Source organism: Ruegeria sp. BC8, assembly GCF_056535705.1.
This window is the reverse complement of record NZ_JBQFIV010000002.1, coordinates 100,565-115,703: the sequence shown is the minus strand read 5'-3', so window position 1 is coordinate 115,703 and position 15,139 is coordinate 100,565. Positions and strand designations below refer to the sequence as shown.

Annotated in this window: 16 protein-coding genes; 15 read left to right on the top strand and 1 reads right to left on the bottom strand. The window is 64.3% G+C overall.

From position 1 onward, the window contains the following. The first annotated feature begins 3 nt into the window (after positions 1-3). The 12 genes from ACR3EK_RS17785 (at position 4) to ACR3EK_RS17730 (ending at position 12,021) form a co-directional block, all read left to right on the top strand. Positions 4-1,260 carry a nitrous oxide reductase family maturation protein NosD gene (locus ACR3EK_RS17785; protein ID WP_480634109.1) on the top strand — a complete coding sequence of 419 codons (1,257 nt, stop codon included), beginning with the start codon at positions 4-6 and terminating at the stop codon, positions 1,258-1,260. Beyond that, positions 1,250-2,143 carry an ABC transporter ATP-binding protein gene (locus tag ACR3EK_RS17780; RefSeq protein WP_170589088.1) on the top strand — a complete coding sequence of 298 codons (894 nt, stop codon included), beginning with the start codon at positions 1,250-1,252 and terminating at the stop codon, positions 2,141-2,143. Before ACR3EK_RS17785 ends, ACR3EK_RS17780 begins: the two co-directional genes overlap by 11 nt. Further along, positions 2,140-2,961, top strand: coding sequence for an ABC transporter permease (locus tag ACR3EK_RS17775; protein ID WP_170435895.1), 822 nt, complete (start codon positions 2,140-2,142; stop codon positions 2,959-2,961). Before ACR3EK_RS17780 ends, ACR3EK_RS17775 begins: the two co-directional genes overlap by 4 nt. Further along, positions 2,958-3,476: a nitrous oxide reductase accessory protein NosL gene (locus ACR3EK_RS17770; RefSeq protein WP_170440976.1), complete on the top strand. Its 519-nt coding sequence runs from the start codon at positions 2,958-2,960 to the stop codon at positions 3,474-3,476. Before ACR3EK_RS17775 ends, ACR3EK_RS17770 begins: the two co-directional genes overlap by 4 nt. Continuing rightward, on the top strand, positions 3,473-4,372 hold the full coding sequence (locus ACR3EK_RS17765; RefSeq protein ID WP_170359667.1) for an FAD:protein FMN transferase: 900 nt from the start codon (positions 3,473-3,475) through the stop codon (positions 4,370-4,372). The genes ACR3EK_RS17770 and ACR3EK_RS17765 overlap by 4 nt, the downstream gene beginning before the upstream one ends. A 112-nt stretch (positions 4,373-4,484) precedes the next feature. Further along, entirely contained in the window at positions 4,485-5,516 is a 1,032-nt protein-coding gene (locus tag ACR3EK_RS17760) for a LacI family DNA-binding transcriptional regulator (RefSeq protein ID WP_170359665.1), read from the top strand. A 98-nt stretch (positions 5,517-5,614) separates the two neighbouring features. After that, positions 5,615-6,916 carry an ABC transporter substrate-binding protein gene (locus ACR3EK_RS17755; RefSeq protein WP_170341744.1) on the top strand — a complete coding sequence of 434 codons (1,302 nt, stop codon included), beginning with the start codon at positions 5,615-5,617 and terminating at the stop codon, positions 6,914-6,916. A gap of 107 nt (positions 6,917-7,023) precedes the next feature. After that, the gene (locus ACR3EK_RS17750; protein ID WP_149775359.1) at positions 7,024-7,890 is read left to right on the top strand and encodes a carbohydrate ABC transporter permease; all 867 of its coding nucleotides are present in this window, start codon (positions 7,024-7,026) and stop codon (positions 7,888-7,890) included. A gap of 13 nt (positions 7,891-7,903) precedes the next feature. Continuing rightward, positions 7,904-8,734: a carbohydrate ABC transporter permease gene (locus tag ACR3EK_RS17745; protein ID WP_170341115.1), complete on the top strand. Its 831-nt coding sequence runs from the start codon at positions 7,904-7,906 to the stop codon at positions 8,732-8,734. 10 nt (positions 8,735-8,744) lie between these two features. After that, positions 8,745-9,749 (top strand): ABC transporter ATP-binding protein, encoded by a 1,005-nt coding sequence (locus ACR3EK_RS17740; RefSeq protein WP_170359663.1) that lies wholly within the window; start codon positions 8,745-8,747, stop codon positions 9,747-9,749. Beyond that, positions 9,746-10,519: an L-iditol 2-dehydrogenase gene (locus ACR3EK_RS17735; RefSeq protein ID WP_170367441.1), complete on the top strand. Its 774-nt coding sequence runs from the start codon at positions 9,746-9,748 to the stop codon at positions 10,517-10,519. The genes ACR3EK_RS17740 and ACR3EK_RS17735 overlap by 4 nt, the downstream gene beginning before the upstream one ends. Then, positions 10,519-12,021, top strand: a complete 1,503-nt coding sequence (locus ACR3EK_RS17730; RefSeq protein ID WP_480634108.1) for a mannitol dehydrogenase family protein — start codon at positions 10,519-10,521, stop codon at positions 12,019-12,021. Before ACR3EK_RS17735 ends, ACR3EK_RS17730 begins: the two co-directional genes overlap by 1 nt. A gap of 12 nt (positions 12,022-12,033) precedes the next feature. On the opposite strand, the gene ACR3EK_RS17725 is transcribed toward ACR3EK_RS17730, so the two are convergent. Continuing rightward, entirely contained in the window at positions 12,034-12,735 is a 702-nt protein-coding gene (locus ACR3EK_RS17725) for a GntR family transcriptional regulator (RefSeq protein ID WP_170435883.1), read from the bottom strand. A 102-nt stretch (positions 12,736-12,837) separates the two neighbouring features. On the opposite strand from ACR3EK_RS17725, the gene ACR3EK_RS17720 reads away from it, so the two are divergent. Genes ACR3EK_RS17720 through ACR3EK_RS17710 form a run of 3 tightly spaced genes read left to right on the top strand, consistent with a single transcriptional unit; the run spans position 12,838 to position 15,138 of the window. Further along, positions 12,838-13,440: an amino acid synthesis family protein gene (locus tag ACR3EK_RS17720; protein WP_170359655.1), complete on the top strand. Its 603-nt coding sequence runs from the start codon at positions 12,838-12,840 to the stop codon at positions 13,438-13,440. Next, positions 13,412-14,227, top strand: a complete 816-nt coding sequence (locus tag ACR3EK_RS17715) for an alpha/beta fold hydrolase (protein ID WP_480634107.1) — start codon at positions 13,412-13,414, stop codon at positions 14,225-14,227. Before ACR3EK_RS17720 ends, ACR3EK_RS17715 begins: the two co-directional genes overlap by 29 nt. Then, a complete protein-coding gene (locus tag ACR3EK_RS17710; RefSeq protein ID WP_480634106.1) occupies positions 14,224-15,138 on the top strand; it encodes a flavin reductase in 915 nt (304 codons plus the stop codon). The genes ACR3EK_RS17715 and ACR3EK_RS17710 overlap by 4 nt, the downstream gene beginning before the upstream one ends. Position 15,139 lies beyond the last annotated feature (1 nt).

Here is a 15,139-nt window from a genome sequence, read left to right as displayed (position 1 = left end):
CCCATGCGCTGGCCCCTGCTCATCCCGCTTCTGCTCGGCTCGCCGCTTTGGGCGGCGGACTGGGACGTGCCCAACCGGGCGGGGGCCATCACCGAGACACTGGCGCAGGCGGCGGATGGAGACACCCTCCGCCTGAGCCCCGGCGTCTATGCCGAACGCTTGGTTCTGGACCGGCCCGTCACCATCGACGGACAGGGCCAGGCCACCATCGACGGTCAGGGCACCGGTAGCGTCATCACCGTGACCGGGCCCGGCGTCACTCTGCGCGGCCTGACCGTGATCGGGTCGGGGTCGGACCATGGTGAGATCGACAGCGGCATCCAGCTGACCAAGACGGCCCGCGTGGCCGTGGTGGAAAACAACGTGCTGCTGGGCAATCTCTACGGCATCGACATTCACGGCGCCGATGACAGCATCGTGCGCGGCAACCGGATCGAGGGCCGGCAGGACCGCCGGATGAACGACCGCGGCAACGGGGTCTATGTCTGGAACGCGCCCGGCGCTGTGGTCGAAGGCAATAACATCCGCTTTGGCCGCGACGGGATCTTCGTGAACTCGTCGAAGAAGAACACCTTCACCGGCAACAGCTTCCGCGACCTGCGCTTTGCCGTGCACTACATGTATGCCGACGATTCCATCGTCAGCGACAATGTCTCGATCGGCAACGATCTGGGCTATGCGGTGATGTTCACCTCGAACGTGCAGGTGATCAACAACGTCTCGGTCGGCGACCGCGAACACGGGGTCATGCTGAACTATGCCAATGACAGCGTGATCTCGGGCAACGTGGTGAAAGGCGCCAAGGAAAAGTGCACCTTTCTGTACAATTCCAACAAGAACGAATTCACCGACAACTGGTTCGAAGGCTGCGGTATCGGGATCCATTTCACCGCCGGCAGCGAACGCAACCGGATCGTCGGCAACGCCTTTGTCGGCAACCGGACACAGGTGAAATACGTCTCGACCAAATGGGTCGAGTGGTCGGAAGACGGCCGCGGCAACTACTGGTCCGATTTTGCCGCCTATGACGTGAACGGCGACGGCATCGCCGACGCCCCCTATCGCCCCAACGATAGCATGGACCATGTGCTGTGGACCCAACCCGCAGCCAAGCTGCTGCTCGGCTCGCCCGCCGTGCAGCTGGTGCGCTGGTCGCAATCGGCCTTCCCGGCGCTGCTGCCGGGCGGCGTGATCGACAGCCACCCATTGATGCAAGCCCCTCAACCCCCAGCCATGAAAAAGGTGCCTCATGACGGATAAGGCCCTGACCATCGAAACGGTCTGCAAAGATCGCGGCAAGACCCGCGTTCTGAGCGATATCTCCCTGACGCTCGACCCCGGACAGCGCGTGGCGCTGCTGGGCCACAACGGCGCCGGAAAATCCACCCTGATCAAGTCGATCCTGGGCCTGACGCCCATCCAGGCCGGCACGATCCGCATCGGCACCGCCGCCCCCGGCAGCGCGCAGGCGCGTCGCGACACGGCCTATCTGCCCGAGGCGGTCTCGTTCCACCCGGCCCTGACCGGGCGCGAGCAACTGACCCTGTTTGCCAAGCTGTCAGGCACCCGCGCCGACGTGCCCGCCTTGCTGGACCGTGTCGGGCTGGGCGACGCGATGGACCGTCGGATCGGCGCCTATTCCAAGGGGATGCGGCAGCGGCTGGGCCTTGCGCAGGTGCTGCTGGGTCAGCCGAAACTGGCGCTGCTGGACGAGCCGACATCGGGATTGGACCCGATCTCGCGCCAAGACCTGTACGCCATCATCGACGAGCTGGCCGCGCAGGGCACCGCGGTGCTGATCGCCAGCCACGCCCTGACCGAGGTCGAGGCCCGCACCGACCGGATCGCCATAATGCGCAAGGGCCGGATGGTGGCCGATGACACGCTGGCCAACCTGTCGGCTCTGGCAGGGTTGCCGATCCGGCTGCGGGTCCGCGCCCGCGCCAATGCCGACGCGCTGGCCGCCGAACTGGGCGGCAACCGGATCAACGGCGCCTCGGTCGAGCTGCTGTGTTCGCCCGCCGACAAGATGCAGGCGCTGCGCCGCATCGCCGGGCTGGGCGATGCGGTGGCCGACGTGGAAATGACCCCGCCCAAGCTGGAAGACCTCTATCGCCACTATGCTCAGGAGGCGCTGCAATGACCCGTTTCCTTGCCATCACCCGGACCGAGATGCTGATCCTGCGCCGCAACCGCTGGCTGCTGGTGGCGACGCTGATCATGGTCCTGTTCGCTCTGGCCCTGACCTTTGCCGGCAGCGCGCCCACCGGCACGCTGGGGGTCGACATGCTGACGGTGTCGGTCGCCTCGATGACCACGCTGTCGGTATATCTGGCGCCGCTCTTGGCGCTGATGATTTCCTTTGACGCAATCGCCGGTGACGTGGACCGGGGCAGCCTGTCGCTGCTGCTGTCCTATCCGGCGGGGCGAGGGGAAATTCTGCTGGGCAAATTCACCGCCCACCTGGCGGCGCTGGCCTTTGCCATGACGGTCGGTTTCGGCACCGCCGGGGCGGTCGCCGCGTGGTTCGGCGGCGCGGGCGCGGACAGCCTGTTCGCGCTTGGCCGGCTGATCGTCACCTCGATCCTGCTGGGCGCCGTGTTTCTGGCGCTGGGATACCTGCTGTCCGCCCTGGCGAGGGGCGCAACGGCGGCGGCAGGTCTGTCGGCCGGGCTCTGGCTGGTCTTCGTCGTCCTCTATGATCTTGGGCTGTTGGGAGCCGTCGTCATGGACAAGGGCGGCGTCTTCACCCAATCCGTCTTTCCCTGGGTGATGGTGGCCAACCCGGCCGACGCTTTCCGTCTGTGGAACATCGCCGCCACCGAGGGCGTGGCCATGGCGTCCGGCATGACCGGCGCGGCGCAGGCCCTGCCCGTCTGGGCGGCGCCCGCCTCGCTGCTGATCTGGCCGGTGCTGGGCTTTGCCCTGGCCCGGCTGGCGTTCCGGAGGGTCGAACCATGACACGCCTTGCCCTGATTGCCTTTATCGCGCTGGCGGCCTGCAAGGAAGAGCAGGCAGCCGCCCTGCCGGATCCGGTCGATCTGACCGAAACCGCGCTCAGCTATTTCTGCCAGATGAACGTGGCCGAACACGGCGGGCCCAAGGGGCAGATCCATCTGGAGGGCTATCCCGCGCCGCTGTTCTTTGCCCAGGTGCGCGACATGGTGGCCTATCTCAAAAGTCCCGAGCGCGATGCCGAAATCACCGCGGTCTATGTCAGCGACATGGGCGCGGCCCCCAGCTGGCACGAGCCGGGCATCTCGAACTGGATCACCGCCGATCAGGCCACCTTCGTGGTGGGCGCCGGCGTGGCCGGCGGCATGGGCGCGCCCGAGATCGTGCCCTTTGCCACGCCGGACGCCGCCGCGCGGTTCATCGAAACTTATGGCGGCACCGCCCTGCCCCTGACCGACATTCCCGACGACGCGGCGCTTGGCCCCGTCGATCTGACCCAATCCCTGGAGACACCCGCATGACCCGCCTGTCCCGACGCCGTTTCCTGACCATCTCGGCCGCCTGCGCCGCCTTGCCGACCGTGGCGCGCGCCGCACCGGTTGCCCGCTGGCGCGGCACCGCGCTGGGGGCACCCGCCAGCCTGCAACTGGTCGGGTTGAGTGACGCGCAGGCCGAACCGATCATCGCCGCGCTCGAGGCCGAACTGGACCGTCTGGAGAATATCTTCAGCCTGTACCGGCCGGACTCGCAGCTGAGCCGCCTGAACCGGGACGGCACCCTGCCCGCCCCGGCGCCGGAGCTGCTGCAGGTGCTGGCCCAAAGCGCCGCCCTGCACGACGCGACCGGCGGTGCGTTCGACCCGACCGTTCAACCGCTGTGGATGGCGCTGGCGACCGGCGCGACGGATGCCGAAGCGGCGCAGGCCCGGGCGCTGGTCGGCTGGCAGGGGGTTTCGGTCTCGGCCGACGGCATCCGCCTGCCCCATCCGGGCCGTTCGGCGCTGACGCTGAATGGCATCGCGCAGGGCGCCGTGACCGACCGGATCGCGGCGCTGCTGCGGGCGCAGGGGCTGACCGATGTGCTGGTCGACATGGGCGAGATAGCCGCCATCGGCACCCGCGCCGACGGGTCGGACTGGCGCGTCGGCCTGGCCGGCCCCGAGGGCGTGACCCGGCGCATCGAACTGCGCGACCGGGCGGTGGCGACCTCGGCCCCTGATGCGACACAGCTGGCCGGGCGTCATGGCCACATTCTGGGCCCGCAGGGTCAGCCGGTCCGGCATCGGGCGGTTTCGGTCTCGGCCCCTGACGCGGCGCTGGCCGACGGGCTTTCGACCGCGCTGTGCCTGCTGCCCGCCGACCGGATCGCGCCGGTTCTGCAACGCTTCCCCGAGGCCCGGCTCGAGATGCTGATCTGACCGGAATGACCGTCCCGGAACTCTGCCGTTGAAATTTGTCGCGCGATAAGAAAAGGTAAAACAGCGACAAATTCAGAGCGGCGCGGGCCTGGCCCCACGCCAGAGGCAAGGCATGGCACCCAGAAAAATCCGGAACATGGAGGAGTTTGCGGCGGTCAGCGGGATCTCGCGCCCGACGGTATCGAAATATTTCAACGATCCCGACAGCGTCCGACGGTCGACCCGCGAACGGATCGAGCAGGCGCTGGAGCGGTTCGACTATCGCCCCAACATCTTTGCCATGAACCAGAACCGCAAGCTGACCAAGAATGTCGGCATCGTGGTGCCCTATCTGGCCGACCCGTTCTTTGCCGAGATCGCCCGCAACATCGAAGAAAAATGCATCGAGGCCGGGTTCCGCCCGACGCTCTACAGCGCCTATGGCGACCCCGCGCAGGAGGCCGAGATCCTCGACAGCCTGCGCGCGCTGAAACCGGCGGGCGTGCTGCTGGCGCCGCTGGGGCGCGATTCCGACCGGTCGTTCATCGAGAAATTCTGCAAGGACATCCCCACCATCCTGTTCGACAGCAACCTGGAAGGCATGGGCGCGGCTTTTGTCGGGTCGGACAACGCGAGCTTCATTGAACAGACCGTCGATTACCTGTGCCGCAGCGGCGAACCGCCCGCGTTCTTCGAGATGCGGCACCCCGCCAACCCCAACGCCAACAAACGCCGCATCGCCTACATCAAAAAAATGGAGAGCCTGGGCTTTGAGCCGCAGGTGATCAAGGTCGACGGTCGCGGCTGGGGGTTCGAGGAAATCGGCCGTCAGGGCGCGTTCAAGCTGTTGGAACAGCCCAGCCTGCCCTCTCGCACCATCCTGTGCAGCAATGACCGGCTGGCCATCGGGTTCCTGTCGGCCTGCTATGAAAAGGGCCTGCGGGTCGGGTTGGGCGAGGATTGCGACCTGCGCGTCGCCTCGCATGACGACCATCCGTTTTCCAAGTTCACCTGCCCGTCGCTGACCACCGCGGCGCATGACTACACCGCAGTATCGAATCGCTCCGTCGAGACGCTGACGCAACTGGTCGAATCCGGTGGGCGGCTGAGCGCCCGCACCGAAACCCTGTTTCCCGCACGTCTGATACTGCGGAGTTCGGCCTGATTTTCGACACCTTTTTTACGCGCGTAAAATTTTAGTTGACGCGCGCCAAATAATTCGTGATGCTTTCCTCCAGGTAATTCGACACCAGGGAGGAAAGAATGTACCTGAAATCCGTTCTATGGGCGGCAAGCGCAGCGGCTTTGACCGCCGGCGCCGCAACTGCAGAGACGATCACGATCGCCACCGTAAACAACGGCGACATGATCCGAATGCAGAAATACACCGACAAGTTCACCGAAGCGACCGGCCACGAGGTGGAATGGGTCACTCTGGAAGAGAACGTATTGCGCCAGCGTGTGACCACCGACATCTCGACCAAGGGCGGCCAGTTCGACATCATGACCATCGGCATGTACGAAACGCCGATCTGGGGCGCGAACGGCTGGCTTGTGCCGCTGGACGGAATGTCCGCGGAATATGACGTGGACGACATCCTACCCGCCATGCGCGGCGGCCTCAGCCACGACGGCACGCTGTATGCGGCGCCGTTCTATGGCGAAAGCTCGATGATCATGTACCGCACCGACCTTATGGAGAAGGCCGGTCTGGAGATGCCCGAGGCGCCGACCTGGCAGTTCATCCGCGAAGCGGCGGCTGCGATGACGGACCGCGACAACGACATCAACGGCATCTGCCTGCGCGGCAAGGCCGGTTGGGGTGAGGGCGGCGCCTTCATCACCGTGACCGCCAACTCGTTCGGCGCGCGCTGGTTCGACGAAGACTGGAAACCCCAGTTCGATCAGCCCGAGTGGAAAGAGGCGCTGACCTTCTTCGTCGACATGATGAACGAATCCGGCCCCGCCGGGTATGCCACCAACGGCTTCAACGAGAACCTGTCGCTGTTCCAGCAGGGCAAATGCGGCATGTGGATCGACGCCACCGTTGCCGCGTCTTTCGTGACCAACCCCGACGACTCGACTGTCGCCGATCAGGTTGGATTTGCTCTGGCGCCGAACTCGGAAGGCGTTGACAAGCGCGCCAACTGGCTGTGGGCCTGGGCCCTGGCCATTCCGGCCGGCACCCAGAAAGAGGACGCCGCCAAGCAGTTCATCGAATGGGCCACTTCGAAGGAATACATCGAACTGGTTGCCGAGAACGAGGGCTGGGCCAACGTTCCGCCGGGTGCGCGCACCTCGCTGTACGAGAACCCCGACTACAAGGACATCCCCTTCGCGCAGATGACGCTGAAGTCGATCCTTGCGGCCGATCCGGAAAACTGCTGCGTCAAGCCGACGCCGTATACCGGGATCCAGTTCGTCGCCATCCCCGAATTCGCGGGCATCGCCACCCAGGTGAGCCAGGAATTCTCGGCGGTCTATGCCGGACAGCAGTCGGTTGACGAAGCTCTGGCCAAGGCACAGGCCTTCACGGCCGAAGAAATGGAAGCCGCAGGGTACTGAGGCCTCCTCCCGGCGGGTGGGCAGGTTTCTGTCCCCCGCTCTCCCCCTTCCACAACCCGTGTTAGTCTCGCAGGCAACAAGTCGCCTGAACAGAGAGGTCTTGCGTCATGGCAACTCAACACTCCCGATCCGTCGCACGCCTGATGATGGCGCCCGCCGTGGTCCTGCTGCTGGGCTGGATGCTGGTTCCGCTGACGATGACTCTGTATTTTTCCTTCAAGAAATACCTGCCGCTGCGCGGCGGTGACCTGGGTTGGGTCGGGTTCGACAACTACGTCCGGTTCGTGACCTCGAGTTCCTTCTGGCCCGCCGTTCAGGCGACGCTGGTGATCGTGGGCGGTGTGCTGGCCATCACCGTGGTGCTGGGCATCCTGCTGGCGCTGCTGCTGGATCAGCCGATGTGGGGCCAGGGCGTGGTGCGCATTCTGGTGATCGCCCCGTTCTTCGTAATGCCCACCGTTTCGGCGTTGGTCTGGAAGAACATGTTCATGGACCCGGTCAACGGCCTGTTCGCCCACCTGTGGCGGTTCTTCGGGGCCGAGCCAATCTCGTGGCTGTCCGAGGCGTCGATGCCGTCGATCGTGATGATCGTGTCCTGGCAATGGCTGCCCTTTGCCACCCTGATCCTGCTGACCGCGATCCAGTCGCTGGATAGCGAACAGCTGGAGGCCGCCGAAATGGATGGCGCGCCGCCGCTGAAACGCTTCTTTTTCATCATCCTGCCGCATCTGAGCCGCGCGATCACGATCGTCATCCTGATCCAGACGATCTTCCTGCTGTCGATCTTCGCCGAGATCTTCGTGACCACCGGCGGCGCCTTCGGCACCCGCACCCTGACCTATCTGATCTACCAGCGCGTGCTGGAAAGCCAGAATGTCGGGCTGGGCTCGGCCGGCGGGGTCTATGCCATCATCCTTGCCAACATCGTCGCCATCTTCCTGATGCGCATCGTCGGCAAAAACCTGGACGCGTGAGGAGGACGAAAACATGGCCCGCACCGTCACCACACCACGCAAGCTGATCAACACCGCCTTTGCCTGGGCTGTCGGCCTGCTGATCTTCTTCCCGATCCTCTGGACGATCCTGACCAGCTTCAAAACCGAGGCCCAGGCCATCGCCAGCCCGCCGATCTTTCTGAACTTCGACTGGACGCTGGAGAACTATGCCGTGGTTCAGGAACGGTCGAACTACATGCGGTATCTGTGGAACTCGATCATCATCGCGGGCGGGTCCACCCTTCTGGGCGTGATCGTAGCGGTGCCCGCCGCCTGGGCCATGGCCTTCGTGCCCTCGGCGCGCACCAAGGATATCCTGTTGTGGATGCTGTCCACCAAGATGCTGCCGGCGGTGGGGGTTCTGTACCCGATCTACCTGTTGTTCATCCAACTGGGCCTGTTGGACAGCCGCGCCGGGCTGGTGGTGGTGCTGATGCTGATCAACCTGCCGATCATCGTCTGGATGCTGTACACCTATTTCCGCGAAATTCCCGGCGACATCCTGGAAGCCGCGCGCATGGACGGCGCCACGCTGAAAGAGGAAATCCTTTACATCCTGACGCCGATGGCGGTGCCGGGCATCGCCTCGACCGTGCTGCTGAATTTCATCCTGGCCTGGAACGAGGCGTTCTGGACCCTGAACCTGACCGCCGTCGACGCGGCCCCGCTGACCGCGTTCATCGCCAGCTATTCCAGCCCCGAGGGCCTGTTCTTCGCCAAGCTCAGCGCGGCATCAACCATGGCCATCGCCCCGATCCTGATCCTTGGGTGGTTCAGTCAGAAACAACTGGTCCGCGGCCTGACCTTCGGCGCCGTGAAGTAAGGAAAGACACATGGGACGCATCGTACTTGAGAAAGTCAGCAAGAGCTTTGGCGACGTGGAGGTCATTCCGCCGCTGGATCTGGAAATCAACGACGGCGAATTCGTGGTGTTCGTGGGCCCATCGGGCTGCGGAAAATCCACCCTGCTGCGCCTGATCGCGGGGCTAGAGGACGTCAGCGGCGGCCGCATCCTGATCGACGATCAGGACGCCACCGCGGTGCCGCCGGCCAAGCGGGGCCTGGCCATGGTGTTCCAGTCCTACGCACTTTATCCGCACATGACCGTGCGCAAGAACATCGCCTTTCCGCTGCGCATGGCCGGGCTGGACAAGGCCGAGCAGGACCGCCGCGTCGAACAGGCGGCCGAGGTTCTGAACCTGACCGACTATCTGGACCGCCGCCCCGGCCAGCTTTCGGGTGGCCAGCGCCAGCGGGTCGCCATCGGTCGCGCCATCGTGCGCGAACCGGCGGCCTTCCTGTTCGACGAGCCGCTGTCGAACCTGGACGCGGCGCTGCGCGTAGGCATGCGGCTGGAGATATCCGAGCTGCACAACCGGCTGGAAACCACGATGATCTACGTCACCCATGACCAGGTCGAGGCCATGACCATGGCCGACAAGATCGTGGTCCTTCAGGCAGGCGTGATCGAACAGGTGGGCTCGCCGCTCGAACTGTACCGCGCGCCGCGCAACAAGTTCGTGGCCGGCTTCATCGGCTCGCCCAAGATGAATTTCATCGAAGGCCCCGAGGCCGATAAACACGGCGCCCACACGATCGGCGTCCGCCCCGAGCACATTGCCGCCTCGCCCAGCGAGGGCCTGTGGAAAGGTACGGTCGGGGTGTCCGAACATCTGGGTTCGGACACGTTCTTTCACGTCCATGTGGACGGCTTCGCCGAGCCGATGACCGTGCGCGCCGGCGGCGAGGTCGGCCTGCGTCACGGCGACACGATCCATCTGACGCCGGAGGAGGACAAGATCCACCGGTTCGACGCGGCGGGGCTGCGGATCGCATGAACCGGCTGGTTGGAAAACGGGCCCTGATCACCGGGGCGGCGCGGGGCATCGGGCTGGCCTTTGCCCAGGCCTATGCCGCCGAGGGCGCGCAGGTAGCGCTGGCCGACATCGACGTGCAGCAGGCGCGCAAGGCCGCGCGCGAGATCGGGCCGCAGGCGATTGCGGTCGAAATGGATGTCTCGCAGCAGGACAGCATCGAGGCGGGCGTGGCCGACGCCGCGGCGCGGATGGGCGGGGTCGACATCCTGATCAACAACGCCGCGATCTTCACCGCCGCCCCGATCGTGGAAATCATCCGCGCGGATTACCAGCGCGTGTTCGACATCAACGTCGCCGGCACCCTGTTCACGATGCAGGCAGTCGCGCGCCAGATGATCGAGCAGGGTACCGGCGGCAAGATCATCAACATGGCCAGCCAGGCCGGCCGCCGGGGCGAGCCGCTCGTGGCGGTCTATTGCGCCAGCAAGGCGGCGGTGATCAGCCTGACCCAATCGGCGGGGCTGAACCTGATCAAACACGGGATCAACGTGAATGCCATCGCCCCCGGCGTGGTGGATGGCGAGCACTGGGACGGCGTCGATGCCTTCTTTGCCAAATACGAGGGCAAGGCGCCGGGTCAGAAAAAGAAGGAAGTGGGCGAAGCGGTGCCCTTCGGCCGGATGGGCCGGGCCGAGGACCTGACCGGAATGGCGGTCTTTCTGGCCTCGTCCGAGGCCGACTACATCGTGGCCCAGACATACAACGTGGATGGTGGAAATTGGATGAGCTGATGGTGGAGCGCCCCGCGGATACCCGACCGGTCCGGTTGTGTCAGGCCAATTTGGACGCGTTGCCCAAGGGCGTGCTGCGGCCCGAATACGATCGCGCGGCACTGACGCCGGGGATCGTGCATATCGGGGTGGGCAATTTTCATCGCGCGCATCAGGCTTGGTACCTGCACCGGCTGATGCAACAGGGCGCGGCGCAGGATTGGGCCATCATCGGCGCCGGCGTGCGCGCCTATGACGCCGAGATGCGGCGCAAGCTGCTGGCGCAGGACTGTCTGACCACGCTGGTCGAGCTGACCGAGGGCCAGCGTCGTGCCGAGGTGACGGGCGCGATGATCGATTACCTGCCCCCGCAAGAGGACAACGGCCCGCTGATCGCGCAACTGGCCGATCCGGCGATCCGCATCGTCTCGCTGACCGTGACCGAGGGCGGCTATTTCGTGCACCCTGTGACCAAAGGGCTGGACACCGACCACCCCGACATCCGCCACGATGCCGCCAACCCCGACCGTCCGCGCACCGCCTTCGGTGCCATCGTCGCGGGCCTGCGACGGCGGCGCGATGCAGGCGTTGGTCCGCTGACCGGGCTGAGCTGCGACAACCTGATCGGCAACGGGCAGGTTCTGCGTCAGGCGGTGGTGGGGCTGGCGCGACTATCGGACGTGGATCTGGCCGACTGGATCAACACGCAATGCACCTTTCCCAATTCGATGGTCGATTGCATAGTGCCCGCCACCGGCCCGACCGAGCTGGAGCTGGTGCGCGCGCTGGGGATCGACGACGCCGCCCCCGTCACCCATGAAAGCTTCCGCCAATGGGTGATCGAGGATGCCTTTTGCGCCGGTCGCCCGGATTGGGACAAGGTCGGCGCCACATTTACTGTCCGCGTTCATGACTATGAGGTCATGAAGCTGCGCATTCTGAACGCGGGCCACCAGGTTCTGGCCAATGTCGGCGAGATCCTGGGCCTGAATACGATCGCAGACTGCATGGCCGATCCGCTGGTTTCTGCATTCTTCCGAAAGGTTTTGGTCGAAGAAATCGCGCCTTTCGTGCGTCCGGTGCCCAATCAGTCGGTTGCGGACTACATAACCTTGATCGAGGAGCGGTTCCGCAATCCATCCATCGTCGACACCACGCGGCGCGTTGCTTTTGACGGATCATCCCGGCATGTGGGATTTGTGCTTCCCACCGTCTATGATGCATTGGCCGCCAGCGCGCCGATCAATGGGCTGGCCCTGGTCGAGGCGCTGTGGGCCCGCATGTGTGCCGGCACTCGCGAGGATGGAAGTATTGTCGAACCCAACGATCCCAACTGGTCCGATCTGGTCACCTCGGCCAACGCGGCCCGTGACAACCCGACCACCTGGCTTGAGCAGACCCAGTACTATCAGGACCTGTCACAATCCGGCGTGTTTCGCGACGCGTTTGACCGGTGGCTCAGGGTGATCTGGGATCAGGGAGCGCGCCAGGCCCTGACGACGTATCTGGGCGACCAAACCTGACCGGTGCAGGATCTAGCAGTGTGCGGCTTTGCCCAAGCCCTCTTCTGCATCGAACAGGGTCTCGGCAACCGACGCCGCATCGTCCAGATGCCGTTCGACGGCTCGGCGCGCGGCGGAGGGGTCGCCGGACTGAATCGCAGAACAGATGGCCTCCATATGTTCGATCCCGGGGCGGTCGCGTTCTGTTGCCGCCAAGGTCATCATCCGCAACCGGCTGATCCGACCATTCAGGCGCTGGACTACATCCCAAGCCACATGATGCCCTGCCCCCTCAAAAATCTCTGAGTAGAAATCGGAAGTGGCGCGGAAGATCGAGCCCGGTGTCTTGTCCACGAAACCTTGCTTGAGCCGCACCAGCGCCCCATGCAGGCTGCTGGCCCTGTCTGATGTGATATTGCGCGCGCAGTTCTCGGCGGCCGCGGTTTCCAGCATGCGGCGGATATCGTAGATCTGCCGTGCCTCGTCCCGTGTGATCGAAGCCACGATCGGCCCGCGCCCGGGCAGAATTTCGACCAGCCCCTCGGCCTCGAGATAGCGGATCGTTTCCCGGATGACTGTCCTGCTGACACCAAGCTGATCACATAGCGGACGTTCCACCAGCCGTTCGCCGGGCTGGAAAACACCTTCGATGATGGCCTCGCGCATGCGCTCCTGCACCATGTCGCGCAGGGTAGCCGGGGGATGATCGATCTTGGTCAGTCTTGGCGATGTCATGGACGGGAATCTATCGGTCGCGCGTTGCCTCAGCAAGGAATGATTGACATCCTGTCTTATGGTATACCATCATGCCGGAAACGGAATCACAGGACCTTTGCGATGCCCGCCACCATCCGTAAAACACTGCTGCATGTCGAAAACACACTGATCGAAGGTGGCAAAGCCGCCGAGCGCCCTTTGACCTTGATCGCGGCGGTCGCCGTTGTGACCAACCCCTGGGCCGGCCGCGGCTTTGTCGAAGACCTGCATCCAGAGATACACGATTGTGCTCCGGGGCTGGGCCACATGCTGACCGAGATGATTCTCGAGGCGGCCGGCGGCGGTGACCGGGTTGAAGCCTATGGCAAAGCCGCCGTTGTCGGAGTGAATGGCGAGGTCGAGCACGGGTCGGCCCTGATCCATACCCTGAGGTTCGGAAATGCCTATCGCGAGGCGGTCGGCGCAAAATCCTACCTTGCCTTCACCAACACGCGCGGACCGGCAAATGCAGCCATGCAAATTCCCCTGATGGACAAGAATGATGGTGGGCGGCGCAGCCACTATCTGACCATCCACCTGCAGGTCGCCGACGCTCCGGCCCCGGATGAGATCATGATCGCTTTGGGCGCTTCGATCGGAGGGCGCCCGCATCACCGCATCGGAGATCGTTATCAGGATCTGAAGGATTTGGGACATGACGTCGACAATCCGGCAGCTGTCTGAACCATTCGGACGCCTTGGCTTGCGCTTTGCCGGCCCCCCCGATGGCGAACCTCTGGTCCTGTTGCACGGGGTCGGTATGCAGTCGGAGGCCTGGGCGCCGCAGATCGATGCCTTGTCCGACTTGCACGCGGTCTACGCACTGGATCTGCCAGGGCATGGCCAATCCGATCCGATCGCTGTGGGGGCGCAGCTACCAGCATTTGTGGAGTGGCTGCGGGCGGCGCTGGACGCTTTGAACCTGGATCGCGTGAACCTTGCCGGTCATTCGATGGGCGCACTGATTGCCGGCGGGTTTGCGGTCGAACATCCCGATCGGGTCCGGCGCGTCGCCTTGCTGAACGGAGTCTTTCGTCGGGACGACGAGGCCCGGGACTCTGTGCTGGCGCGCGCCGGCTTGATCAGCGCCGGAAGGTTTGATCTGGAAACTCCACTGCAACGCTGGTTCGCAAACGGTCCGGCCGACCGCGCCGCTCGGGACAGGGTCGCCGCATGGTTGGCCGCGGTCGACATAAACGGCTATGCGACGGCCTACGATGCCTTTGCCCGGGGCGACATGGTCTACGCCGATCGCTACCCTCAGATCTCTTGCCCCTTGCTGGCGTTGACAGGTGCTGAGGATCCGAATTCCACACCCGACATGACCCGCGCCATCGCCGCGGCCGCCAAGGGACAGGCGGTTGTCGTCGAGGGTCATCGGCACATGGTGAACCTTACTGATCCAAAGACTGTCAACGCGGCCCTTGTTCAATGGCTTAAGACCCCAACGCACGAAAGGTCGCCCGCATGACCGATTTCGACCCTCGCGCCCTGCGCAGCGCGTTCGGAACCTTTCTCACCGGTGTCACGGTGGTCACGACACATGACGAGTCCGGCCGACCGATCGGCTTTACCGCCAATTCTTTTTCCTCGGTTTCGCTGGACCCTCCGCTGATATCGGTCTGTCTTGCCAATACCTCCAGCAATTTCAACACATTCTCTGAAGCCGCCGGTTTCGCCGTCAACATCCTGTCGGAGGATCAGATCGGCGTTTCGAACACCTTCGCACGCCCTTCGCAGGACCGGTTTGCCGGTGTCGATTGGAAGCCAGGACCCAACGGCGCACCAATCCTTGACGGGGTTTCAGCCTGGTTCGACTGCTCGGTTTTCAAGACGGTCGAAGCCGGCGACCACCTGATCCTGATCGGTCGGGTCGAGGCCTTCGACCACTCGATCGCACCTGGCCTGGGCTATGCCCGCGGCGCCTATGTGACGCCTGCCGCCGAAGCCCGGGCGCTGAACCGTCGTGCGGGCGTCGTGGTTTCCGCGTTGATCGAGCGGGACGGGCAGATCCTTCTGCTGGACGATGGCAACGGCGGGCTGACCATTCCGGCGACCGAGGACGTGGCCAACGGCGCCGATACTGCATTGGCCCAGTTGATCGCGGAATGTGGGATCAAGGCAGAACCGGGCTTCATCTATTCGGTCTATCAGGACAAGTCGCGACGACAGCATATCTCGTTCCTTTGCCAAGCCGAGGACGACACCCCAGCCAACGGGGCTTTTACGCAGATCGTCGAGTCGACGCTGATGGATGTCGCGGACCCGGCGATCTGTACGATGCTGGAACGTTTCGCCCGGGAAAGCCGCATGGGCAATTTCGGCATATACTACGGAGATGAAACCAGCGGACGGGTCAAACCGTTGGTTCGGGGGAGTTGAC